This is a genomic window from Paenibacillus sp. MMS20-IR301, assembly GCF_032302195.1.
In the GTDB taxonomy this organism is placed as follows: Bacteria; Bacillota; Bacilli; order Paenibacillales; family Paenibacillaceae; genus Paenibacillus_AQ.
Genome location: NZ_CP135275.1, coordinates 3,214,370 through 3,236,888 on the forward strand (window position 1 = coordinate 3,214,370; position 22,519 = coordinate 3,236,888).

General features: G+C 51.5%; 22 protein-coding genes and 2 tRNA genes. 4 read left to right on the top strand and 20 right to left on the bottom strand.

What is annotated here, in order from left to right:
• Positions 1–4 precede the first annotated feature (4 nt).
• The 7 genes from LOS79_RS14145 to nrdR form a co-directional block, all read right to left on the bottom strand.
• Positions 5–397, bottom strand: a complete 393-nt coding sequence (locus LOS79_RS14145) for a restriction endonuclease (RefSeq protein WP_315420786.1) — start codon at positions 395–397, stop codon at positions 5–7.
• A 706-nt stretch (positions 398–1,103) separates the two neighbouring features.
• Entirely contained in the window at positions 1,104–1,580 is a 477-nt protein-coding gene (locus tag LOS79_RS14150; RefSeq protein WP_315420789.1) for a hypothetical protein, read from the bottom strand.
• Between the two features lie 173 nt (positions 1,581–1,753).
• Positions 1,754–2,512, bottom strand: a complete 759-nt coding sequence (locus tag LOS79_RS14155) for an ImmA/IrrE family metallo-endopeptidase (RefSeq protein WP_315420792.1) — start codon at positions 2,510–2,512, stop codon at positions 1,754–1,756.
• The gene (locus LOS79_RS14160) at positions 2,512–2,865 is read right to left on the bottom strand and encodes a helix-turn-helix domain-containing protein (protein WP_315420795.1); all 354 of its coding nucleotides are present in this window, start codon (positions 2,863–2,865) and stop codon (positions 2,512–2,514) included. Before LOS79_RS14160 ends, LOS79_RS14155 begins: the two co-directional genes overlap by 1 nt.
• 169 nt (positions 2,866–3,034) lie before the next feature.
• Positions 3,035–3,107 (bottom strand) — tRNA-Lys (locus tag LOS79_RS14165).
• 6 nt (positions 3,108–3,113) lie between these two features.
• Positions 3,114–3,189 (bottom strand) — tRNA-Ala (locus LOS79_RS14170).
• 303 nt (positions 3,190–3,492) lie between these two features.
• Positions 3,493–3,969, bottom strand: a complete 477-nt coding sequence (gene nrdR / locus LOS79_RS14175; RefSeq protein WP_315420797.1) for a transcriptional regulator NrdR — start codon at positions 3,967–3,969, stop codon at positions 3,493–3,495.
• A 163-nt stretch (positions 3,970–4,132) separates the two neighbouring features.
• On the opposite strand from nrdR, the gene LOS79_RS14180 reads away from it, so the two are divergent.
• The gene (locus LOS79_RS14180; protein WP_315420800.1) at positions 4,133–4,348 is read left to right on the top strand and encodes an alpha/beta-type small acid-soluble spore protein; all 216 of its coding nucleotides are present in this window, start codon (positions 4,133–4,135) and stop codon (positions 4,346–4,348) included.
• A gap of 79 nt (positions 4,349–4,427) precedes the next feature.
• Here the strand turns inward: LOS79_RS14180 and LOS79_RS14185 are convergent, their stop codons facing one another.
• From LOS79_RS14185 to LOS79_RS14230, 10 genes are all read right to left on the bottom strand, one after another.
• Positions 4,428–4,991: a lytic transglycosylase domain-containing protein gene (locus LOS79_RS14185; RefSeq protein ID WP_315422222.1), complete on the bottom strand. Its 564-nt coding sequence runs from the start codon at positions 4,989–4,991 to the stop codon at positions 4,428–4,430.
• Positions 4,991–5,587, bottom strand: coding sequence for a dephospho-CoA kinase (gene coaE, locus LOS79_RS14190; RefSeq protein ID WP_315420803.1), 597 nt, complete (start codon positions 5,585–5,587; stop codon positions 4,991–4,993). The genes LOS79_RS14185 and coaE overlap by 1 nt, the downstream gene beginning before the upstream one ends.
• Before the next feature lie 9 nt (positions 5,588–5,596).
• A complete protein-coding gene (locus LOS79_RS14195) occupies positions 5,597–6,328 on the bottom strand; it encodes a manganese efflux pump (protein WP_315420805.1) in 732 nt (243 codons plus the stop codon).
• 190 nt (positions 6,329–6,518) lie between these two features.
• Positions 6,519–7,370, bottom strand: a complete 852-nt coding sequence (gene mutM / locus LOS79_RS14200; protein WP_315420807.1) for a DNA-formamidopyrimidine glycosylase — start codon at positions 7,368–7,370, stop codon at positions 6,519–6,521.
• Between the two features lie 51 nt (positions 7,371–7,421).
• On the bottom strand, positions 7,422–10,094 hold the full coding sequence (polA, locus tag LOS79_RS14205) for a DNA polymerase I (protein ID WP_315420809.1): 2,673 nt from the start codon (positions 10,092–10,094) through the stop codon (positions 7,422–7,424).
• A 163-nt stretch (positions 10,095–10,257) separates the two neighbouring features.
• Positions 10,258–10,917 carry a phosphate signaling complex protein PhoU gene (gene phoU, locus LOS79_RS14210; RefSeq protein ID WP_315420811.1) on the bottom strand — a complete coding sequence of 220 codons (660 nt, stop codon included), beginning with the start codon at positions 10,915–10,917 and terminating at the stop codon, positions 10,258–10,260.
• A 70-nt stretch (positions 10,918–10,987) separates the two neighbouring features.
• Positions 10,988–11,743: a phosphate ABC transporter ATP-binding protein PstB gene (pstB, locus tag LOS79_RS14215; RefSeq protein ID WP_315420813.1), complete on the bottom strand. Its 756-nt coding sequence runs from the start codon at positions 11,741–11,743 to the stop codon at positions 10,988–10,990.
• A 136-nt stretch (positions 11,744–11,879) separates the two neighbouring features.
• Entirely contained in the window at positions 11,880–12,608 is a 729-nt protein-coding gene (locus LOS79_RS14220) for a response regulator transcription factor (protein WP_315420816.1), read from the bottom strand.
• A 160-nt stretch (positions 12,609–12,768) separates the two neighbouring features.
• Entirely contained in the window at positions 12,769–14,562 is a 1,794-nt protein-coding gene (gene pnpS, locus LOS79_RS14225; RefSeq protein ID WP_315422224.1) for a two-component system histidine kinase PnpS, read from the bottom strand.
• Between the two features lie 301 nt (positions 14,563–14,863).
• Complete coding sequence (locus LOS79_RS14230; RefSeq protein ID WP_315422227.1) at positions 14,864–16,525, bottom strand: fumarate hydratase; 1,662 nt, start codon at positions 16,523–16,525, stop codon at positions 14,864–14,866.
• Between the two features lie 104 nt (positions 16,526–16,629).
• On the opposite strand from LOS79_RS14230, the gene yfbR reads away from it, so the two are divergent.
• On the top strand, positions 16,630–17,235 hold the full coding sequence (gene yfbR, locus LOS79_RS14235; RefSeq protein WP_315420819.1) for a 5'-deoxynucleotidase: 606 nt from the start codon (positions 16,630–16,632) through the stop codon (positions 17,233–17,235).
• A 756-nt stretch (positions 17,236–17,991) separates the two neighbouring features.
• Here yfbR and LOS79_RS14240 read toward each other — a convergent pair.
• A complete protein-coding gene (locus tag LOS79_RS14240; RefSeq protein ID WP_315420822.1) occupies positions 17,992–18,861 on the bottom strand; it encodes an SDR family oxidoreductase in 870 nt (289 codons plus the stop codon).
• A 215-nt stretch (positions 18,862–19,076) separates the two neighbouring features.
• On the opposite strand from LOS79_RS14240, the gene LOS79_RS14245 reads away from it, so the two are divergent.
• The gene (locus LOS79_RS14245) at positions 19,077–19,511 is read left to right on the top strand and encodes an NUDIX hydrolase (protein WP_315420824.1); all 435 of its coding nucleotides are present in this window, start codon (positions 19,077–19,079) and stop codon (positions 19,509–19,511) included.
• 109 nt (positions 19,512–19,620) lie between these two features.
• Entirely contained in the window at positions 19,621–20,769 is a 1,149-nt protein-coding gene (locus tag LOS79_RS14250) for an amidohydrolase family protein (protein WP_315420827.1), read from the top strand.
• 129 nt (positions 20,770–20,898) lie between these two features.
• Here LOS79_RS14250 and LOS79_RS14255 read toward each other — a convergent pair whose 3' ends face one another.
• Positions 20,899–21,324 (bottom strand): hypothetical protein, encoded by a 426-nt coding sequence (locus LOS79_RS14255; protein WP_315420829.1) that lies wholly within the window; start codon positions 21,322–21,324, stop codon positions 20,899–20,901.
• Positions 21,325–21,375: 51 nt separating this feature from the next.
• Positions 21,376–22,317, bottom strand: coding sequence for a malate dehydrogenase (gene mdh / locus LOS79_RS14260; protein ID WP_315420831.1), 942 nt, complete (start codon positions 22,315–22,317; stop codon positions 21,376–21,378).
• Between the last annotated feature and the right edge of the window lie 202 nt (positions 22,318–22,519).

Below are 22,519 nucleotides of genomic sequence, written 5' to 3' on the forward strand. Positions count from 1 at the left end.
GCAATTAACCTTGCTCCCATCTCTTCAACCTATCATCCAACGACAGCCCATTAATCAGCTTAATATTAAGCTTATCCGCTGCCTCCTTCGCCGCCTTAGTGAAATTACTCGTCGTCACAATCCAAGCATCATAACAGCCATGTACCTGCTTACCGGCTTTAAGTCGCAGCACAATGTCATTTCCGACATCCTGCTTCCAGCGCTTGCACTGCACGGCGATTTTGTACCCCTCTTTGCCTTTGAGGATCAAATCCACTTCGTGATCGCCGGAACCACCGACGCGTTGTACGGTATAACCTTGATCTATGTAATATAACTCCATTAACCTCTCAAAATCCGTACCGGACAATGTCCTTGCGTCCGCATATAGAATCTGTGCATCTGTCAACTTCTTCATGGGTGTCTTAGTCGAAGTGCTGTGAGAACTACTTTTAGCTTTGGCTGTACTAACTTGCCTCACTCCACTCGTTCGGGTGGATTTCTTTGCCTTCTTGTCCTTTCGCCGCTTACGAGTCCACATGCCACCGAATATTTCACCGAGAATAACGGAACCAAACAGGATTCCAAAGAAGAATCCCCAATGTAAACCATGAATGCTGTAATAGAACCACACTCAAACAATTCAAAGGACTATCTACCCAGAATGTCCGACATAAGAATTGATCTTTCTTCTAAAATTTCTATATTCCGGTTATATTCCCTCCACTATATCATAAGTTTGGTTTGATTTGGCATAGAAAAAACCCCCGAATATGTCCGAGGGCGTACTAATCGTTGACTGTAAGCTATAGTGATAAATTCATAGGCTTGTCGCTCTTGGATGACTCTTTCTTCTTGAGTTTGACTTCATGAGTCAATACTTTACTTGCCGGCTTAGCGAATAAATTACCCCTGCCGTACTCAGGAATGAACCAATATCTAGCTTAAAAGAAACCATACAAGAGTTTCTTTGTGATGTTATATCATCATCCTATAATTGTCCTTTGCTAGAGCAATTTTGGATGATAATTGTTGAATTCCCTCCTAGTGGATATAGCTATGGAGATAGCAAAAGAACGACATCTCTGCCGTTCTTTTGAGGGACCTCGACAATTCGAATCAAATTACTCATCTTCCAAAGTACTAATTCTTGTATCCAGTGCCGTCAGTTTAATCTGCCTTTTATGTTCAGGATCCTGATTATACACATATTTAAAGAACTGGCGAACCTCTTTTTTAGTAGAAATATTCTCTTTCACGCACAAAAAGCATAAATCTTCTATAGTATCCTGTACGATTAATTCTGGAGCAAGTGCCTCATCTGAACCCACAAGTAACTGCTCATCTTGTATAACTTCTCTAATGTCATAATCGTTACTACATATATAACCAGCTGACAGAAATATCGCTGCTGCCAGCGAATGAATTTCACCTGTGTCGCTCGTTCCCTTTATAGGTCTTCCCTGAAGTTTTTTCTTTTCGTCCAGTCGTTTGAAGCCTTGCTCAATATACTTGACATTTCGTTCGTAGATTGAAAATTCATCATCTGCAATCTGCTGGGGATCGTTTGGATCAAAGAGAATCCACTTACCCTTTCCCATACGTTCCAGCACAATCTTTTTATTGGACTCGATTTATATTTCGGCCAAGACCTCGGAATGAATGTATAGTGTATCGTACAGTTCATTTAGCCAGCCCAGTACGTCACTTTTTTGGTAAGTCACGGCGAAATTTATAATATTGGCATCAATAAACACTTTTCCATTACGGCTGGTCATTCTTCCTTGTCCTCTGACGCTTCAGCAGTCGCCATTAGCGTTAATGCAGCCTCCTGATATTCTCTGGCTTGCTCGGGAGCGATATGTGCCAAGAGGTTCGCAGCCTCCAATAAGGAGAGTTTACCATGCTCTAGAACAGATGAAACAACATTGGTGTATCTTTCAAAAGTTTCCTCGGTGTAAGCCTCATCAAACGGACTGGCTGGCAAAGAAAATATGCTGCGCTGCTCTTTCCAGTCCGCATCATTCAGTTTTAACCATTCTTTGGCGATAGGTAGCTCTAATTCACTCACCCGTCTGGCAATGGCCTCATAAGGAACAGCCGCCATATCTGCAATCACCAAAAGAGCCTTTGGCTCTTGTAATTTCTTCTTAAGCTTCGGCCACAACAGACGAATAATCTGCCGTGGCATCATCAGAGCTGCCGCAAATCGATCCGCTGCCCGTTCCGTATCCAAATGCTCGGGTAATAGCTGTTCAAAATTCAAAACATGCCAAAGCTCATGGGCTGCGGTATAATAACGGCTTCTTAAAGGCTGGTATGTATTAAGCATCACATATTTATCATCGTCAAAACCTACTGTAGCACCAAAAAAAAGAAGGTCCGGGATATTCTGATAAATAACGGATGCGTGCTCCCGCAATTTCTCTTCGACTCCCGAACCAATAAAGGTTAGCGCTCCAATTTGTTCAGTTAGCACTTCATATGCAAAATTTTCACCCATCTGCTCAGACTGTTGTTTTATGGAGGACATTATCGTTCCACCTTCACAAGTTCCTTTTCCAGCTGCCGGCTATTCTGAATAGCATTTAATAAAATATTTAAATGCCTTTTGGCAGTCCGCGAATCCGCTTTTCCCCTTAAGCTTAAAGTATACCCCTTCTCTTCCACTTGTTCAGGAGTCAATAATTCTTCTATGCTAATCCCCATCACACCGGCAACCTGCACCATACGCTTGGGCAGAAATTGACGCTCACCGCTCAGAATATGCCCCATCAATGCTTTGCTTACCTCAATTTGATCAGCAAGCCACTGAATGGACTTGTCGTTAGCGGCCATCCATGATTTCACCTTTGCAATGGCCACCTGATTCAATTCATTAGCCATACGAGTATACCCCCAATAGAAATATTACAACATAAAGACCTATTTCTATTATACGCCAAACTGAGTTTTATGTGTAGACGAATACAAAATATATAATTACCGTCTACAATAATTTTATACATTATAATGAAACAGCAAAAAAACGGCATCGCTGCCGTTTCTTCTGTGATGGACTCTCAGGGACTCGAACCCTGGACAAATTGATTAAGAGTCAACTGCTCTACCAACTGAGCTAAGAGTCCATGGTATGGTGGAGAATAGGGGGCTCGAACCCCTGACCTCATCGCTGCCAGCGATGCGCTCTCCCAGCTGAGCTAATTCCCCATACACATGATTTACGAACACATTATGTATTCAAAAATTCAATCTGAGCCGTAAGCTCAGGCCGCTTTCAATGTTTCGTATTTCGTAGGCGACTTCTATATAATACAGAAATTCAGCGTCAGTGTCAACACTTTATTGAAATTAATTATATTAATTAATTTCCGCCGCTTTCCTTGCCCGGACAGGACACGCCACCCGGGACCAGCCTCATTACCCGAGGCCGGTCCTATACATCTCCGGCACACTACTCTGCCCACCCGTTACCAAGCGCGCTTTCTTGTACCGCTTACAGAACTACAGAGACTACAGCCCCTCAAGCTCCTCGGTGTTCTTGGACAGCAGTCCCTTCAGTTCCTTCATGAACATGTTAATGTCCTTGAACTGGCGGTATACGGAGGCGAAGCGGACATAAGCAACCTCATCTACCGGATAGAGCTGCTCCATAACCAGCTCGCCGATCTGGCGGCTCTCAATCTCGGCCAGGGCGATGCCGCGCAGGCTTTTCTCCACCTCGGACACAATGACTTCCAGGCGCTCTACAGGCACGGGACGTTTCTCACAGGCACGGATAAGGCCGCGGAGGATTTTGTCACGGCTGAACTCTTCACGGCTGCCGCCTTTTTTGATAACGATCAGCGGGGTTTCTTCAATCATCTCGAAGGTGGTGAACCGGCGGCTGCATTGTTCACATTCACGCCTGCGGCGGATCGACTTATTCTCATTAGCTGGACGCGAGTCAAGCACTTTCGTATTCGTGTGATCGCAGTAAGGGCATTTCATAAGCTAAATCACTTCCTCATAGTAAGAATGGTTATGCCCTGCCGCTGAATCTCCAGCAGTACAAGGCTGATTCTAATTTCCAGAAAACACCGTTTTATTGTTGTTATGAATATGGCAAGTCCGGCACATAATACAGTTACCAACCGATAGGAGGTGAACAGCAATGAGCCAAAACAGCAGCAACAACCTGGTAGCTCCAAATTCACGCGGTGCCTTGGAACAACTGAAATATGAAGTTGCCCAAGAATTGGGTATTACCCTCTCCCCAGACGGATACCAAGGCAATAAAACTTCTTATGAAAACGGTTCGATCGGCGGTTACATCACTAAACGTCTCGTAACCCTGGCAGAACAGCAATTGGCAGGTCAATACAAATAACCTGTCACCATAAGCTTGCCTAAGAAGTATTAAACGGCTCCGGCCGTTTGATACTTCTTTTTACATACAGGCCAGAGACTCAGAACTCACTATACAGCTCCGTATATTGCTCGTAATAATAAACTACCCGCTGGACATAGTGACGGGTCTCACCAAACGGAATATCCTTTACCGCTGCTTCAGTGCCGTCCCAATCCCCTGCATCAAGCCAGCTCTTAACCTTACCGGGTCCGGCATTGTACGCGGCGATGACCGCTATACGGTTGCCGTCAAACTGCCGTGACAGCGTAGACAAATACCAGGTGCCCAGTTCAATATTGGAAGATGGCTCCTCCCTCAGACGCTCAAGCGACACATCGGGTAGCTTGGCCTTTTCAAGCGCCCACTTCGCGGTGTCCGGCATGAGCTGCATAAGCCCGATCGCCCCTTTTTTGGACTCACGGCCGGTCTTGTAGTTGGTCTCAACCCGGATAATCGCCGCTACCAGGAACGGGTCCATCTCATAAGTAAGGCTGTGCCTGCGGATCTCTTCTTTATAATAGATCGGATAAAACCAGGACATCCAGTTGGTGCTCAGGAACAGAACCGCTGTGAAGCCGATGAATAACAGCAGCAGCACTCTTTTTTTGCGCAGCCATCTCATCATATTAATCCCAGCTTGTCCCACAGGGAAGCTACCTGCTGCTCCGTAGCCCCGGGATCACCGCTATTGTCAATGACATAGTCAGCCTTCCTGCGTTTCAGCTCGATATCCATCTGGGATTTCAGCCGTTCTTCAGCCTGATCAAGCTTGAGCCCGTTCCTCGCCATAAGCCGGGCCAGCTGGACCCTGCGGGGAACGTACACTACAATAATCTGCTCAAATAAATGATCCAGCTCCGACTCGTAGAGCAGAGGAATATCCACAATAACGAGCCGCTGCGGATTCTCCTGCTCAAGCACGTACATCTGTTCCTTAATTTCTCTGCGGATCGCCGGATGGGTCAGCTGATTCAGGGTCTGAAGCGCTTCAGGGTCCCGAAATACAATCTCGCCCAGCCTTGCCCGGTCCAGCGACCCGTCAGAGTGCAGAATTCCGTCTCCAAAAGCCTGCACGGCAGCAGCCAGCACCGGATGTCCCGGGAGCATAACCTCCCTGGCGATAATATCCGCATCCACCAGCGCTGCCCCCTTCCGGGCAAACAGTGCAGACACAGTGCTTTTTCCGGAAGCAATTCCTCCGGTTAAGCCCATAATCATGTACTCACCTCATAATAGCTTCATTATACCCATCGCAATCAATAATAACGCCGGCAGCAGGGCCGCATGCTTCATCCAGTAGCTGCCTGATAGCCGGAGTCCTGTCTTCATTCCCAGCAGCAGAAAGGTTCCGCTGAACAAGGCAATCATCAGGGCTGTAGAGACCGGGCTGAACCCGAGCAGCGCAGCACCGAGTCCGGCACCAAAGGCATCCAGTGATAACGCAATGCCCAGAATCATCGCTTCCATGGAAGAGATACTCCCGGAGGCATCCATATCGGCGGAAGAAGGTGTGCGGAGAATCTGAATGACCACGCCGAGATGCCGGAGCTCCAGCGAAAACACAGCGGGCTTCTGGAGGTCCGCAGCATCTGCCCCATCAGCAGCAGCAGCGGCTGTCTCCAGCCTTGCCTGATCCTCCGGCAACTCATCGCCATTCACGGCCCCCTCCTGCTCCTTCTCCTTCTCCTTCTGTGTCAGCATCTGGAACAGTGACCAGCAGCCCATCAAGACGAGAATAACCGCCCCGATACTGGAAGCGGCATGCGGTGAGACCACCTTGGCCAGCAGCACGCCGACCTGCATAGAGACATAAATGACTACCCCGGAACACAGCGAGATAATCATAATGGAGAGCAAAGGTATTTTCATCTTACGTAATCCATATGTAACGCCTACACCAAATCCGTCCAAACTCAGGGCAAACGCAAGCAGCAGCAACGATAACAAAGGGCTCAGCACCCGCAATCCCTCCCGTGAAGAACCGGAGCCTGACGCGCCTGCGCGCCGGGTTCCGCTTCGCCATAATCAGCAATCTTCACACAGTATATGGGCGGGATAGGCTATGAGTGCCTGCCCTTCAATAAATCATGGGCGGCATGGATAACTTGTTAACCATTACATTTGTTGCATGCAGCAGGCTAAAAGCTTACTAAGGCGTTACTGGCAGTGTTACCGGCACAGGCTGGCAGCTTGGACAATAATGTGTCCCCCGGCCGCCGACAACACTTTTCTCAATGATCGTGCCGCAGGTTGAGCAAGGCTGGTCCTTGCGCCCGTAGATCAGGTGCTGATCCTGGTAGCTGCCGCTCTCCCCCTGGCCGTTGACATACGATTTCACAGAAGAGCCGCCTGCATTCACCGCCTCAGTCAGGGTAGCTACTATGGCATGATGCAGCTTGGCAAGGCGTTCCTCGGGCAGCGACTTTGCCGTCTCCTCGGGATGAATGCCGGCGCGGTGCAGCGACTCATCTACATAAATATTGCCGATGCCGACAACATATTCCTGGTTCAGCAGCAGCGGCTTGATCTTGGTGCTTTTACCCGCGATAATCTGTTTGAACCGCTCCAGAGAGAAATCGTCATCCAGCGGTTCCTGGCCCAGCTTGTTCAGCGGCTTCTGCAGCAGATCCTCACCCGGGTCGAACAGATGCATTGTCCCGAACTGGCGTACATCCGTATAACGCAGCTCAGTGCCATCGGTGAAATGGAAAATCACATGACTGTGCTTGTCCAGCGGCTCACCTTCCTTATACAACCCGTAACGGCCTTCCATCCGCAGATGGGTGACCATTACGAGACCGTCAAACACAAACCGCAGGAACTTTCCCCGCCGCTCAACACTTACAACACTATGGCCCGCCAGCATATGGGCAAAAGCCTGAATATCATCCGGGCGCTGAATAATCCGCGGCAGCCGGACTGTGACATGCTCTATCTGCTTCCCTGTAATTAACTCATTTAAGGTTCTTCTGACTGTTTCTACTTCCGGTAATTCCGGCATGATGGCTCACCTCTATTCCATTATACCGGATAAGCTGTATGAACGGGGAGCCTATTTCGCTTCATACCAGTTACTTCCATAACTTACCTCCGCTTTCAGCGGAACTGACAGCTTGAGCGCTCCCGCCATAACCTCAGGCAGCAGCTGCTTCATCTGCTCCAGCTCTTCCTCCGGCACCTCAAAGACAAGCTCATCGTGCACCTGCAGCAGCATACGGCTCCTCAGTCCGCGTTCATACAACGCCTTATCCATCTGCACCATAGCCAGCTTGATAATATCGGCAGCCGTTCCCTGAATCGGCGTGTTCATCGCGGTACGCTCAGCGAACGAGCGCAAATTAAAGTTCTTCGCATTGATATCCGGCAAATAACGGCGGCGTTCCAGCAAGGTGGTTACATATCCCTGCTTGCGGGCCTCTACGACAATATCATCCATATAACGGCGTACACCCTGGAATACCTCGAAATACTGCTCGATGAACTGCGCTGCTTCCTTACGCGGAATATTCAGGTTCTGGGATAGACCGTAATCACTGATTCCATAGACGATCCCGAAGTTAACCGCCTTAGCGGAACGGCGCATGTTGCTGTCCACCATATCCGCTGTAACGCCGAATACGTCCATCGCTGTTTTGGTGTGAATATCCATATCCTCGACAAAAGCTTCCTTCATCCGTTCATCGCCGGAGATATGCGCCAGCACCCGCAGCTCAATCTGCGAATAGTCCGCCGCCAGAATGGACCAGCCCGGTTCCGATGGAACGAATACCTTACGGATCTTGCGCCCTTCCTCCAGCCGGATCGGAATGTTCTGCAGGTTCGGGAACTGGCTGCTCAGCCGTCCTGTTGCGGCAATGGTCTGCCGGTAGAAGGTATGCACCTTTCCGGTGTCCGGGGAAATTTCCTTCAGCAGGCCCTCTACATAGGTAGACTGCAGCTTGGCAATGGAACGGTACTGCAGAATCAGACGCACGGCGGCATGATAAGGAGCCAGCTTCTCCAGCACCTCGGCATCCGTCGAGTAGCCGGTCTTCGTCTTTTTCACCACAGGCAGTCCAAGCTTAACGAACAGTACGTCCCCAAGCTGCTTGGTTGAATTAAGATTGAACTCTGTACCGCATACCGCATAGATTTCGGCAACCAGGCTCGCGATCTGCGCTTCGAATTCTTTGCCGAGCTCTATAAGATCATCTCTGTTCACCGCAATCCCCTGCTTCTCCATATCAGCAAGAATCCGTGACAAAGGCATTTCCAGATCTTCGAACAACCCGGTCATCGCGGTCTCATCCAGCGCCTCCTGCTGCTTCTGCACAATACCGAGTACAGTTGCGCTTTTACGGGCTACGTGGTTTCCGAGAATCTCAAGCTCCGGTAACTTGTATTTGGCACCTTTGCCGAACACCTCTTCATCCGGTGCCAGACGGGGCAGCCCGTATTTGCCGGTCAGATCATTTAGATTCTGGCTGGCTTCCGTCGGGTCCAGCAGATACGCGGCAAGCTGGACATCGTGGGCCGCTCCGGCAAAAGCAATGCCCTGCCAATGCAGCGCAAGGTCGGCACGGTGCAGATCATAGCCGCTCTTCGGCGCTTTGTCATCGCCGAGCCAAGCCCGCAGCGGGTCTGAGGCGGTGCTCTGCAGCAAGCTGACCGGCACGAAGTAATGCTTCTCCGGAGAAGACAGACCGATGCCGATCACCTCCGCCCGGTGCGGATTCTCCCCGTTTGATTCCACATGCAGAGCCGTAATATCCGGCAGCGCAGCAGCCAGCTCCGGCAGCCCGGCTTCATCAATGATGGTGATGTCAAGCTCTGCCGCTTCCACAGCGGCACCATCCGGATTGCCTCCGCCTGCCCCCGGGGCATAGGCGCTAAGCGACAGCCGCTCCAGCAGGGATTTGAATTCCATCTTGGCCAGTGCCGGACCCGCCGTATCTGCATTAATTCCGCTGAAGACCATGTCCTCCCATGAATGCTGAAGCGGAACTTCGCGGTAGATAGTTGCCAGCTTCTTGCTCATGATGGCGCTGTCCGCATGCTCTTCCAGCTTTTCCTTCATCTTACCCTTCAGCTCACCTGTTCCGGCCAGCACCCCTTCTACCGACCCGAACTGCTGGAGCAGCTTAAGCGCCGTCTTCTCTCCGACACCGGGCACACCGGGAATGTTATCGCTGGCGTCGCCCATCAGTCCCTTAAGGTCAATGATCTGCTCTGGTGTCAGATCATATTTATCGCGGATCTGCTGCGGACCGTACAGCTCTACATCCGTAACACCCTTGCGGACCAGCGCTACAGTGGTATGCTCTGAAGCCAGCTGCAGCATATCCTTATCCCCGGATACAATCATTACCTGCCGGCCGGCGGCATCCGCCTCACGGGAGATCGTCCCGATAATATCATCAGCCTCATAGCCGCTGATCTCAAACTGCGGCACACCCAGCCCCTGCAGCAGCTCCTTCAGCAGCGGGAACTGCCCGGAGAGCTCCGGCGGTGTTTTCTGGCGTCCGCCCTTGTAATCCTCATAGCCTTCATGCCGGAAGGTGATCTTCCCGGCATCAAAGGCAACAATCATATGACTCGGCTTATGCTCGTCAATCAGGCGCAGCAGCATCGTCGTAAATCCGTATACCGCATTCGTCTGCTGCCCCGCTGTATTCGTCAGCGGCGGCATCGCGAAAAACGCCCGGTAAATGATATTATTTCCATCAATTAGTATCAGCTTGTCCACACTAGCACCTCGCCTTTTCTTGCTTGCTTCTTACATAGTACCATATGCTCCGCATCAAAATGAACCTGAGCGGCCTGTAATGCAGGATTTCCAAACAGGGCCCATTTAAAACAAAAAAACAAGCCCCCGGGGAGAGGGGGCTTGCCGTCAGCAATCTATTTCACTATTGGTTCAAGTCCGGACGTTTACCTGTTACCAGATAAACTACACTTTCACCGATGTTCGTTGCATGGTCGGCAATCCGCTCAATATAACGGCCAACCAGTGTAAGCAGCATCGCCTGATTCACGGATTCAGGCTTCTGAACCATGTAAGTATACAGTTCATTAATCATCGCACTGTACAGCCCGTCTACCTGATCGTCGTCCTGGGCCATTTTGTAAGCCAGATCCGTATTCTCATCCAGATAGGATTGAATGGCTTCTGTAATCATTCCAGTCACAATCTCGGCCATCCGCGGAATATCCACAAGCGGCTTAATCAGCTGCTGTCCCTGAATGCGCATCGTCACCTTGGCTACATCCAGTGCCAGATCGCCCATACGTTCAAGGTCACTGGAAATTTTGAAGGCGACAATAATCCGGCGCAGATCCTTCGCTACCGGCTGCTGGGTAATAATCAGGCGTGAGCCGATCTCCATAATCCGGTCTTCCATAGCGTTAAGCCGCAAATCAGCTTTAACAATATCCTGGGCACGTGCAGTATCCAGGGTCTGCAGAGCTACTACTGCACCATCCAGTGCATCTGTTACATGTTCGCCCATCTGCTGCAGCAGTGTGCGCAGTTCTTCCAGATCTTTATCGAATTCTTTTCTGCGAATCATATTGAAAACGATCCTCCTCAGTAACATATGGCCAGCTGATTTCTTTCCGGGAAGGAATTCCTGTTGCCGCTTAGCCGAAACGGCCGGAGATATAATCTTCAGTGCGGGAGTCTTTCGGATTCGAGAACAATTGCTCCGTATCCGCTGCCTCCACGATAACGCCGTTCAGGAAAAATACGGTGCGTCCCGATACACGGGCGGCCTGATGCATATTATGCGTGACCATCACAATCGTATACTTATCCCGCAGTTCCTGTACCAGTTCCTCAATCTTCAGTGTAGATACCGGGTCAAGTGCGGAGGTTGCCTCATCCATCAGCAGAATATCGGGCTGCACGGCAAGGGCTCTGGCAATACAGAGGCGCTGCTGTTGACCGCCGGACAAGCTGAGTGCAGACTTCTTGAGGAAGTCCTTCACTTCCTCCCACAGTGCAGACTGGCGCAGGCTTTGCTCTACAAGCTCATCTAGCTCAGCTTTGCTCTTCACACCGTGCAGGCGGGGACCGTAAGCCACATTGTCATAGATCGACTTAGGGAACGGGTTAGGCTGCTGGAATACCATACCGACCTGCTTGCGCAGGCTTTCCACTTCAATTTCGTCACTGTAAATATTTTTACCGCCAATGTTCACTGTTCCTTCAATACGTGTTCCGGGAATCATGTCGTTCATACGGTTTAGGGTACGCAGCAGGGTGGACTTTCCGCAGCCGGAGGGACCGATAAAAGCGGTAACCTGTTTCTCCGGAATACGCAGATCCACATTCTTCAGTGCGTGGAATGACTCATAGAAGAGATCAAGCTTCTCTATGTCAATGATGGATTTCATTAGTTTATATTATCTCCTTCTCATCATCTTCGTTCCCCATGATAAGCTTTCAGTGTAAATAGAGCTCCAGAGAATTGTTAACGCTGTGTAAAATCAAAAATCAGGAAAAGTGTATCAGAAAGAGAACACCGCCATTTTAAATGACCGGTGCTCTCTTCTTGTTCACAACCAGCTTATAGCCAACACCGCGGATCGAATCGATATGCACGGATTCCGGATCCAGCTCAAGCTTCTTGCGCAGTGAGCTGACATGAACATCCACGGTACGCTGGCCCCCGATATAATCGAAGCCCCAGACCGCATTCATCAGATCATCACGCGTCAGCACTACACCCGGCTTGCGGGCCAGATATAACAGAACCTCGAATTCCTTAGGGCGCAGGTTGATGCTCTGTCCCCCAAGCGATACCTCATAACGCTCCGGATAAATCTCCAGCTGTCCCAGAATAATGGTGGATGCGGATACCGCTGCTTCCGGAGGCGTCTCCTCAGCCAGCCCTGAGATCCGCCGCAGAACCGCACTGACACGGGCCAGCAGCTCGGATACGCCAAACGGCTTCGTTATATAATCATCCGCTCCGGACTTTAGCCCCCGGACTACATCTTCTTCAGCATTTTTAGCCGTAAGCACAATAACCGGTGTGCGTATGCCTTGTCCCCGCAGCTTATCCAGGATGTCGATGCCATTCATGCCTGGCAGCATAAGATCCAGTACGATTAAGTCAAAAGGTTCTCTAGTCGCACGGTCATATCCTGCCGTTCCATGATCCTCCACCGTCACTTCATAGCCTTCCTGTGTCAGGTTATAAGACAGCAGCCGGGCCAGTGTCGGTTCGTCTTCAATGACAAGCAATCGTTGTGCCATAGGTTCCCCCGTCTTTTCTTAGGTTATAAATTTTACAAAACTGCATACATGCCCATCATAGCACCACAATATTAACTGGGTGTAAAATTCCGAATTTAATATTAACCCCTTGCTAACATATATGCAAATTTAACAAATTTCACACACCGGGTTAATCGGACTATTCGCTTTCTTCCTGCAGCAGCGGCAATTCAAGAATGAAAGAGCTGCCGATGCCCAGATCACTCTCTACTGTAATGGAGCCGCGGTGCAGGTCTACCAGATGCTTCACAATCGACAGGCCCAGGCCTGTTCCGCCGGAGCTTCTGGAGCGGGCTTTGTCCACCCGGTAGAACCGTTCGAAGATGCGCGGCAGATCCTTGCGCGGTATCCCCATCCCGGTATCGCTGACAGTAAAGCGTACAGATTCTGAGCCGTTCTTCTTCTGGACGTTAATTACGGTAACTCTGACATTGCCGCCGTCCTGGGTATAATTGATTGCATTGGAGAGCAGATTCATGAAAATCTGGCGCAGCTTGTCCTCATCCCCCTCGATGAACAATTCCGGAGGGACCTCCGCGCTGAGACTGATCTTCTTCTTCTCTGCGACCTTACTAAGCGTCTCAAGCACGGAATCAAAGAAATCTATCAGATGCACAGGCGAGCATTCCAGCTGGACGCGCTTGGATTCGATTTTGGACAGCTCCAGGATATCTCCGATCAGACGGTTCAGCCGTTCATTCTCGTCATAGATAATCTGCAGGAAGGAACGGGCCGTCTTCTCATCCGTGACCCCGCCGCCAAGCAGCGTTTCGGCAAAGCCTTTGACCGCAGCGACCGGCGTCTTCAGCTCATGGGAGACATTGGCGACGAATTCGCTGCGCATTCTTTCCAGCCGGCGGATTTCCGTTACCTCCTGGAGATGGAACAGCATCCCGCGCGTTGAACCGTCCTGTATCATCGGCACACCGTCCAGACGGACAATCCGCTCCACCGGATTATAGATTATCCGTTCATCATGAATCGGTTCATTATCAGCGATCCCCTGCTCCATCAGGCGGGTCAGCTCATAATGATGTTTGATCTCTTTGTAGGAATGTCCGGTTACCTCACTGTTCTTCACATCAAGCAGCCGTTCGGCAGCCAGGTTAAGCAGGGCAATTTCTCCCTCGGCATTAATCATTACAACCCCGCCGGTCATGTTGTCGAGTACGCTTTGCAGGAGTCCCTCGTTATCGCGGATCGTCTTCAGCTGGGCCTGCAGACTGTCTGCCATCGCGTTGATGGCTGTGGCCAGCTGGCCGATTTCATCCCTGCGGTTCATCGGCACCCGGGCATCATAATCCAGATCCGTGATGCGTCTTGCTACCCGGGTAATCTGCTCCAGCGGTGAGGTCATGCTCGATGCAACCTTGTAGCTCACGAATGTGGCCGCGATGAAGAGCAGTACGAGTCCGCCCGCCATTATCATCCACGCCCGGTTCAGCCCTTCAGTCACGGCATCCAGCCCCATCGACAGCCGGATATATCCGTCAAAGCCCTGATCTGAGACTACGGCACCTGCTACATAGAGCATCTCGCGGTCCAGCGTATCACTGTAACGGATTGCCCGGCCAATTCCCTCCTTGGCGGCAAGCAGCTCCTCCTCACGGGTAGAGTGGTTGTCCATTTCCAGCGGATTCCGCTCTGAATCTCCGATAACCCGGCCTTCCTTCGTAATGAAAGTAATGCGTGAGCCGGTCAGCTCAGAGATCTGCCGGGCCTGGTCCGTATAGTAGTCCATCGCGTCCGGACTGTTCATATCCTTGAATGAAAAAGTGCCGGATAGCAGTTTTATTTCCCGGGACATGTTTTCTTCCAGCACGGAAATATGTGAATCCTTAAACAGCTGAGCCATTGTAATGCCAGCCCCGAGCATAGATATTCCGATCAGGGCCATCAGTATGAAGGTAAGTCGAATGCGGAACGGTTTCATCAATAGCAGTCCTCTTCCTTGTCGTTATGTCTGTGTCCTTGAGAACATCCTAACCCCATTTCCGTCAAAATACCAGTTGCTGACCGGATTATCAACGCATTGTAAAATGGGTGCAAGCGTCTGGAGCCAGTGGTATGAGCAGGAGTAACGCCGCAATTAGGGTGAACGCTCCGCAAACGGACCGCTGTTTAAGAGGGAGAAGTTGCGCAAATTCTTATAAAAACATATCTCACACAAAAGACCTCTTTCATCAAGTGAAAGAGGTCTTTTGTACTGAAACCTGCCGTTAACAGCAAGCTGCTTATTTAAATACCGGCTCCTTGAACTGGGCCAGCCGGGCAGCAGAGTCCTTCTCGACATCCGCATGCAGGCTGTTGCCGTGCGCATCCATCGTCACAATTGCAGCAAAGCCGTCTACCTGCAGATGCCACATCGCTTCAGGAATTCCAAATTCCATGAAGTCTACTGAATTCACTTTTTTGATGCATTCGGCATAATACTGCGCTGCCCCGCCGATGGCATTGAGATAGACACCGCCGTGCTCGCCCAGCGCCTTCAAGGTTTTGGGTCCCATACCGCCTTTACCAATTACGGCGCGGATGCCGAATTTCTTAATAATATCGCCCTGATACGGCTCCTCGCGGATACTTGTCGTCGGTCCTGCGGCCTTCACATGCCAGCCGTCCTCATCCTTTAGCATGACCGGCCCGCAGTGGTAAATAACCGCACCGTTCAGATCAACAGGAGCCTCATGGTCCATGAGGTATTTGTGCAGGGCATCGCGTCCGGTATGCATCTCCCCGGAGAGAATGACCACATCACCGACCCGCAGGCTGCGGATATCCTCCTCACTGATCGGGGTGGTCAGGCGGATCTCGCGCGAACCAGTCGAGGCAGGTGCCGCCGGGGCGGCACCTGCAGCTTCAGCACCTGTCATGCCGGCTGGTGCCGCAGGAATAACCGCATCCTCAGGTGTGATACCGGATAGTACAGCACCTGAAGCAGATACAGCGACAGGCTCAGCTGCCGGCACTCCGGCGCCGTTGCCGTCTACGGAAATTCCGGTTCCGCTCTCATACAGCCATTCCCGGATGCTGCCGGTTGCCGGATCAACCAGAACACCCTGGCGGCGGAAGGCCCAGCAGTTATAAGCCACTGAGACAAAAAAGCTCGCCGGCAGGCGGTTCATGACCCCTATCTTGCAGCCCAGCAGCGTAACCTCACCGCCGAAGCCCATCGTGCCGATACCCAGCTTGTTGGCATTATCCATAATATACTGCTCCAGCTTAGCCAAATCTTCAACCGGGTTCACATCCTCCACCTTGCGGAACAGCTGCTTCTTCGCCAGCTCGTATCCGGTGGTGCGGTCGCCCCCGATTCCTACGCCGATGAACCCGGCACTGCAGCCCTGGCCCTGGGCCTGGTAGACCGAATGGAGAATACATTTACGGATGCCGTCAAGATCACGCCCCGCTTTGCCCAGACCTTCAAGCTCTGCCGGGAGGCTATACTGAATATTCTTGTTCTCACAGCCGCCGCCCTTTAGAATGAGCCGCACATCAATGCCCGATTCTTCCCACTGCTCGAAATGGATCACGGGAGTTCCTGCGCCAAGATTGTCGCCGCTGTTCTCGCCGGTAAGCGAATCTACGGAATTGGGACGCAGCTTGCCGTTCTTCGTTGCCCGGACCACAGCGTTATGAATATCCTTCTTCATCTCTATCTGATTTACACCTACAGGCGTGTGGATAATAAAAGTCGGCATTCCTGTATCCTGACAGATCGGGGATACCTGATGCTCAGCCATGCCGATGTTCCGGGCGATTGTGGTGAGTGCCAGTCCGGAGCGGGTTGCCTGATCTTCCAGCGCCCGCCCTCTGGCTACAGCCCGGCGCACATCACCCGGCAAATTCGTGGAGGTCTCTACGATCAGATCATAAACGCTGTCTTCAAAATGCTGCATCTTCATTCAGTCTCCTCTCCAGCTATATCAAGCCGCTCTAACTCTGTTACAATTAGTTATTATAATATCATAATAAGCGGCTCATGAAAGGGGTTACTTCAAAATTGAACTACCATTTCTCCGCCTATCTCTACCGGCTGCAGTATATCCGGCGCTGGAGCCTCATGCGCAGCACCGCCCCGGAGAACGTGGCGCAGCATTCGTTCCAGACTGCCCTGCTGGCGCACATGCTGTGCACCATCGGCAATGTCCACTTCGGCCGGTCGCTGAACGCCGACCGCGCGGCTGTGGTGGCGCTGTTCCACGACGCCACCGAGGTCTTCACCGGCGATATCGCCACGCCGGTGAAGCACAACAATCCGCGGCTGCTGTCCAGCTTCCGCGAGATGGAGCGTGTCGCCGCCGAGCGGCTGGCGGCGATGATCCCGCCGGAGCTTGGCGCAGTCTATGCGCCGCTCCTGCAGCCCCAAGACAGCCCGCCCGGCTCCGAGGACGCCGGGCTGCTCCGGTACGTCAAGGCGGCGGATGTGCTGGATGCCTATTTGAAATGCACCCTGGAGACCGCCGCCGGCAACCGCGAGTTCGGTGCGGCCAAGGAGCAGACCGCAGCGAAGCTGAAGGGGCTGGCCCTGCCCGAGCTGGAATACTTCCTCACCCACATGGCACCCGGTTTCGAGCTGTCGCTGGACGAGCTGTCGGCTGATGAGTGAGGCCGCCTGCCGGCAACGTCCAAGCCATCTGCCCCATAGTTTGTGCAGGCCTTCCTCCAGAAGTAGTTGTGAGCTTTCAATGCGCCCTATATTACAGGAACTAAACCACCCTGCAGGTGCGCTTAGCCGGTACTCTGTTGTCCCGTTGAAGGCTTGACCTGTGCCAAGCGAATAGGCAGTCCGCGCAATGCTTATCCCAGCTAATCGCTTAGCGTAACGGACATGAGAGACGCTAAATTGTGGATAAGTACCCGAATCCCTGCCCTTGCGGACACCAGCGCCGTTATTTCCCCGGGAAAGTGAAGCTGGCACCTGAAAAGCAGGGAATAAGGTCCATGGTGTCCCCAAGCCCGCTGAATAGGCCGCAAATGAGCTATTAAAGGCTGTGGTGTCCGTCAATCGGACTCCTTTTGACCCGGAGTACTGACATTTGCCTCTTATATTACGCTCCAGCGCCGCATTCGGCTTACTTGTGGGACTTTGCCCAAATTTGCTCTTTGACATTGCCGCCTTCGTTCTTTAGCCAGCGGCGTTTTCCCATCTATTTCACGAGTGCCGCGGCATCCGGGCTCTCCCCATATTGTTCTCCGCCGCTTTAGTCACTGTTTTACCTTTATCCACATTTTTTGCATTGTATATTTCTAAACAGCGGAAAAGCCAGCCCGCCGGCTGGCCTTCCGCACCTGATTCTGCCCGATTAATCCTGCTCTTTCACCGGGTTATTTATACTTCCAGAAGCCGCTCATCCCTGCGGCCCTAGCCGTTAATAATTTCTCCGCCGTTCACATGTATTACCTGTCCGCTTACATAGGATGAATCATCGGAGGCGAGATAGACGTATGCCGGTGCCAGCTCTTCCGGCTGTCCCGGACGTTTCATCGGCTGGGTGGCGCCGAATTCACTGACCTTCTGTGCGTCAAAGGTAGACGGGATCAGCGGAGTCCAGATCGGGCCGGGTGCTACAGCGTTTACCCGGATGCCTTTGTCCGCCAGATTCACGGACAGCGAGCGGGTGAAGCTGAGAATCGCCCCTTTGGTCGCAGAATAATCCAAGAGCTGCGGCTGGCCGCGGTAGGCTGTAACCGAAGTGGTGTTGATGATGGCAGAGCCCTTTTTCAAGTGGGGCATGGCAGCCTTAGTCAGATAGAACATGGAGAATATATTCGTCCGGAAGGTCCGTTCCAGCTGCTCGGCGGTAATATCCTCAATGTTGTCCTGCGGATGCTGCTCTGCCGCATTATTTATGAGGATATCCAGCTTGCCGAGTCCCTCAACCGTTTTATTGATCAGATCCTGGCAGAACGCCTCAACCCCGATGTCGCCGGAGATCAGAATACATTTCCGCCCTTCCTGTTCAACCTGGCGCTTAGTTTCCTCTGCATCGGCATGCTCGTTCAGATAGGATATGACAACATCAGCGCCTTCTTTGGCAAAATGAACAGCAACCGCGCGTCCGATTCCGCTGTCTCCTCCCGTAATGAGCGCCGCTTTGCCCAGCAGCTTACCTGCCGCCTTATACGCAGATGTCTCAAATTCGGGCAGCGGATGCATCTCGCTTTCTATTCCCGGCTGACGGTCCTGTACCTGCGGGGGCAGGGTTTTGACGGGTTGTTTGTTGTCTGGCATAGTTCATTCTCCTTTCATTCTGCAGTTATTCTGTGAAACTGATCATGTTAGGATGGCTTAAGCGGCAATGATTATTCATAATTAACCTCAGCCTGTGCCTTGCAGCTCAATTTACCGCACGCTATATGCGGCTATACGTTATGTTAATTACCACACCCTGATGCCGGTCAAACACAAATCGTTCTTCCGGCAGCGGACAGAGGAGAGATCCGTAAGTGCCCAATAAATCACAATCGATCATAGTAGCGGTAAAAGGTGTGATCCTGCATCAAGGGAGAATCCTGCTTGTCCGCAGGACAGCTGCAGATTCAGCCGGTGCCGGGAGCTGGGAATGTGCGGGAGGCAAAATCGAATTCGGTGAGAGTCTGGAGACTGCACTCCAGCGGGAGATTCAAGAGGAGACCGGACTTGAGGTTACAGCAGAACGTATCCTTTATGCAGTGACCCTGTTGACCGCTCCCGGCAGGCAGGTCGTCATCATCACCTATCTGTGCCGTCCGCTGCAGCAGCAGCTGGAAGTGCTTCTCTCAGAGGAACATACCGATTACCGCTGGTGCACCATAAGCGAGCTGTATACCCTGCTCCCTGCGCAGATTACCGCCGATTTTACCCGGCACGGCATTTTTAAACTGGAAGGGCTCCTGCCGTAAGTAAGTAATGAACGATTATGAACTGATTATTATCTATATCCGGTAATGCGGAATATTCTATACTTTCCCTTGGAAGACAACTATCTTCACTGGAGGGTCTGGATCTGCCATGGACAATAAGAATATAGTACTGGCTAACGCAACCATAATCGATGGAACCGGGCGGCAGCCGCTTTATAACGCAACCGTAGAAATCGTGAACGGGCGGTTCGGCACAATTACGCAGCATGCAAATAAACGGACGGAGCCGGATTCCGCAGCAGAGATTGATCTTGAGGGGCATGTGATCCTGCCGGGGTTTATCCATACCCATGCCCATACCAGCTTCAAGTACATGCAGAATGAGCTGCTTCACGGGTACCATAAGGAATACTTGGCGGCATGCCTCTCGGAAGGAATCACCACCATCCGCGATGAAGGGATGACCACAGCGGCAACCATTGAAGATGTAATTATACATACGAAACAGCTGGATAACAGATTGTATCCCCGGGTAATCACGACCGGTAAAGTGTTCACAGCCCCAGGCGGATATGGCGGCCAGGACCCGATCGGGGTGGGCAATGCGGATGAAGCCAGATACAAGGTGCGTGAAGTATTAGAACAAGGAATAGATTGTATCAAAACAGCGCTGGAAGACGGTTACGATCCCGGTACCACCGGACTGCCGCAGCTAAACCAGGAAATACTGGAGAGCATTTGCCGGGAAGCCCGGAGGATGGGGTCTTACGTATCTGCGCATGTAACGAGTGCACACAATCTTCAGCTTCTGGTCAACGCAGGGATCAGCGATGCGGCGCACATGGTCTACGACAGTCTCGGTGATGATCTGATTACGCAAATGGTAAAAGCTAATGTACGTATTGTCCCCACCCTCACTGTACTTCGAATGTTTCAGGATAAATTCGGCGCGCCGCTGCTGGCACAGGGTCTCGATAATGTCCGGAGATTTCTCCAGGCAGGCGGAGAGATTGGGCTGGGGGATGATTTTATCGAAGAGGAAGGCCCGTGGTACAGGCTGGGTATGCCCTGGTCAGAAATTGCCTTGTTAGGCGAAGCCGGTCTGACTCCGCTTGAGATTATTACGGCCGCTACCTCAACCGGCGCAAAAATATGCAGGCTGGACCATGAGTTGGGAACCATTGAAACAGGCAAAATAGCTGATTTATTCGTCGTCGGTGGAGACCCGCTTGCCGACATCAATAATCTGCGGAAGGTCAGATTTGTAATGAAGGACGGCAGGATAGTACCGCAATAAATCACACTTTACGGAGTATTAGAGAAGGAATAAAAGGCAGGTACCCACATATAACCAGACAGCGGCAGACCGGGCTTGTTACTTGCCCCGGCTGCCGCTGTCTGGTTTACTGGCAGGAACAGATTCTATTTAGATAAGCCGCTTGTACACCATGAAGAACATCATGATAATCAGCACAACCATCAGCAGCAGGCTCATAGTGCGGATCTTATTCGTTTCCGCCGATACATCACGGTTCTCACGCATTCCGGCTGCGGCCAGGCGCAGAGGCTTGCTGATAATGCCGCCGAGGGCGAACATCGCCAGCAGCAGCACCGTTACAATAATCATCCAGGCGATTGAATAATCTCCCTGAGACATCATGTAGCCGCCGGTCAGCAGCTGAATCACAAGTCCGTACTGGGCGAACCGGTTGAATCCTCCGATTGCGCTTAAGGTACCCTCTTTGGCCGGGGCGGACAGCTTGGCAGTCCCGCTCAGAATGAACGGTAGTACCAGATAAAAGCCCAGCGCCAGCGTGCCAATCATATGCAGGAAATAGAAGATACGGTCCATACTGCTCTCCTCCAATTTGAATGTGATAGTGGTGTCTGAATAGTACGAATGTTACACCGTCACTGCTGAAGTTACGGCACGGACTGAATCAGCTGACTTATCCAGTGCCGCCTTCTCTTCTGCAGTAAGCTCCAGCTCATAGATCTTCTCAATACCTTCTGCACCAAGCAATGCCGGGATCCCCATAAACAGATTATCATAGCCGTATTCACCCTCCAGCAGGGCAATGACCGGAATAATCCGTTTCTTATCCTTCAGGATCGCCTCAGTCATTTGTACAAGCGAAGCCGCCGGTGCATAATAGGCACTGCCGTTGCCGAGCAGGCTGACGATTTCTCCGCCGCCAACACGGGTACGCTGCACAATCTCAGCGATACGTTCTGCCGGAATCAGTGTATCAATCGGAATTCCGCCAACACTGGAATAACGCACCAGCGGAACCATATCATCGCCATGTCCGCCCAGCACAAAGCCGCGTACATCTTCAACAGAAACATTAAGCTCCTGGGCGATGAATGTACAGTAACGTGCGGTATCAAGCACACCGGATTGGCCGATTACGCGGTTCTTAGGAAAGCCAAGCGCATTGTAAGCCACATAAGTCATGGCATCGACAGGGTTGCTTAGTATGATTACGATGGATTCAGGAGCCACACGCTTCACATTCTCACAAACCGTTTTCACAATGCCAGCATTGGTGTTCACGAGATCATCACGGCTCATGCCGGGCTTGCGGGCAATTCCGGCAGTAATGATAACGATATCGGAGTCTGCTGCATCCTCATAGCTTGCGGTACCTGTAATCTGAGCGTCGAACTTCTGTACAGGTCCGGCTTCCAGCATATCCAGCGCCTTGCCCTTGGTCGGATTCTCGAGCTGCGGGATGTCGAGCAGTACGACATTGCCGAGCTCCTTTTGTGCAAGCATGAGCGCCGTTGTCGCGCCGGTGAAGCCGGCACCTACAACAGTGATTTTATAACGTTTGATGGCCACGGAAAGACCTCCTAGAAATATTAACAGCATACTTTTCACACATTCATCTTCAAAAAGCAAAGCACAAAAGTAACCCCACAAAGTGGAGCTTCAGCCCGGGTGAAGACTAGGTACTCTGTGGCGGCCCAAAACATTTAATCTGAATTACTGCAAGTAATACAAGCATAAGCCGCACTATTGTGCAGCCTATACTTGCAATTTA

What these genes read in the sequence shown, in the direction of transcription:
- LOS79_RS14240 (WP_315420822.1), bottom strand. Translation starts at nt 18,861, where the DNA reads ATGCCAGACAACAAACAACCCGTCAAAACCCTGCCCCCGCAGGTACAG.
- LOS79_RS14255 (WP_315420829.1), bottom strand. Translation starts at nt 21,324, where the DNA reads ATGGACCGTATCTTCTATTTCCTGCATATGATTGGCACGCTGGCGCTG.
- LOS79_RS14250 (WP_315420827.1), top strand. Translation starts at nt 19,621, where the DNA reads ATGGACAATAAGAATATAGTACTGGCTAACGCAACCATAATCGATGGA.
- mutM (WP_315420807.1), bottom strand. Translation starts at nt 7,370, where the DNA reads ATGCCGGAATTACCGGAAGTAGAAACAGTCAGAAGAACCTTAAATGAG.
- pstB (WP_315420813.1), bottom strand. Translation starts at nt 11,743, where the DNA reads ATGAAATCCATCATTGACATAGAGAAGCTTGATCTCTTCTATGAGTCA.
- LOS79_RS14230 (WP_315422227.1), bottom strand. Translation starts at nt 16,525, where the DNA reads ATGCAGCATTTTGAAGACAGCGTTTATGATCTGATCGTAGAGACCTCC.
- LOS79_RS14180 (WP_315420800.1), top strand. Translation starts at nt 4,133, where the DNA reads ATGAGCCAAAACAGCAGCAACAACCTGGTAGCTCCAAATTCACGCGGT.
- coaE (WP_315420803.1), bottom strand. Translation starts at nt 5,587, where the DNA reads ATGATTATGGGCTTAACCGGAGGAATTGCTTCCGGAAAAAGCACTGTG.
- LOS79_RS14145 (WP_315420786.1), bottom strand. Translation starts at nt 397, where the DNA reads ATGAAGAAGTTGACAGATGCACAGATTCTATATGCGGACGCAAGGACA.
- phoU (WP_315420811.1), bottom strand. Translation starts at nt 10,917, where the DNA reads ATGATTCGCAGAAAAGAATTCGATAAAGATCTGGAAGAACTGCGCACA.
- LOS79_RS14160 (WP_315420795.1), bottom strand. Translation starts at nt 2,865, where the DNA reads ATGGCTAATGAATTGAATCAGGTGGCCATTGCAAAGGTGAAATCATGG.
- LOS79_RS14220 (WP_315420816.1), bottom strand. Translation starts at nt 12,608, where the DNA reads ATGGCACAACGATTGCTTGTCATTGAAGACGAACCGACACTGGCCCGG.
- LOS79_RS14155 (WP_315420792.1), bottom strand. Translation starts at nt 2,512, where the DNA reads ATGTCCTCCATAAAACAACAGTCTGAGCAGATGGGTGAAAATTTTGCA.
- nrdR (WP_315420797.1), bottom strand. Translation starts at nt 3,969, where the DNA reads ATGAAATGCCCTTACTGCGATCACACGAATACGAAAGTGCTTGACTCG.
- pnpS (WP_315422224.1), bottom strand. Translation starts at nt 14,562, where the DNA reads ATGAAACCGTTCCGCATTCGACTTACCTTCATACTGATGGCCCTGATC.
- LOS79_RS14150 (WP_315420789.1), bottom strand. Translation starts at nt 1,580, where the DNA reads ATGGGAAAGGGTAAGTGGATTCTCTTTGATCCAAACGATCCCCAGCAG.
- LOS79_RS14185 (WP_315422222.1), bottom strand. Translation starts at nt 4,991, where the DNA reads ATGAGATGGCTGCGCAAAAAAAGAGTGCTGCTGCTGTTATTCATCGGC.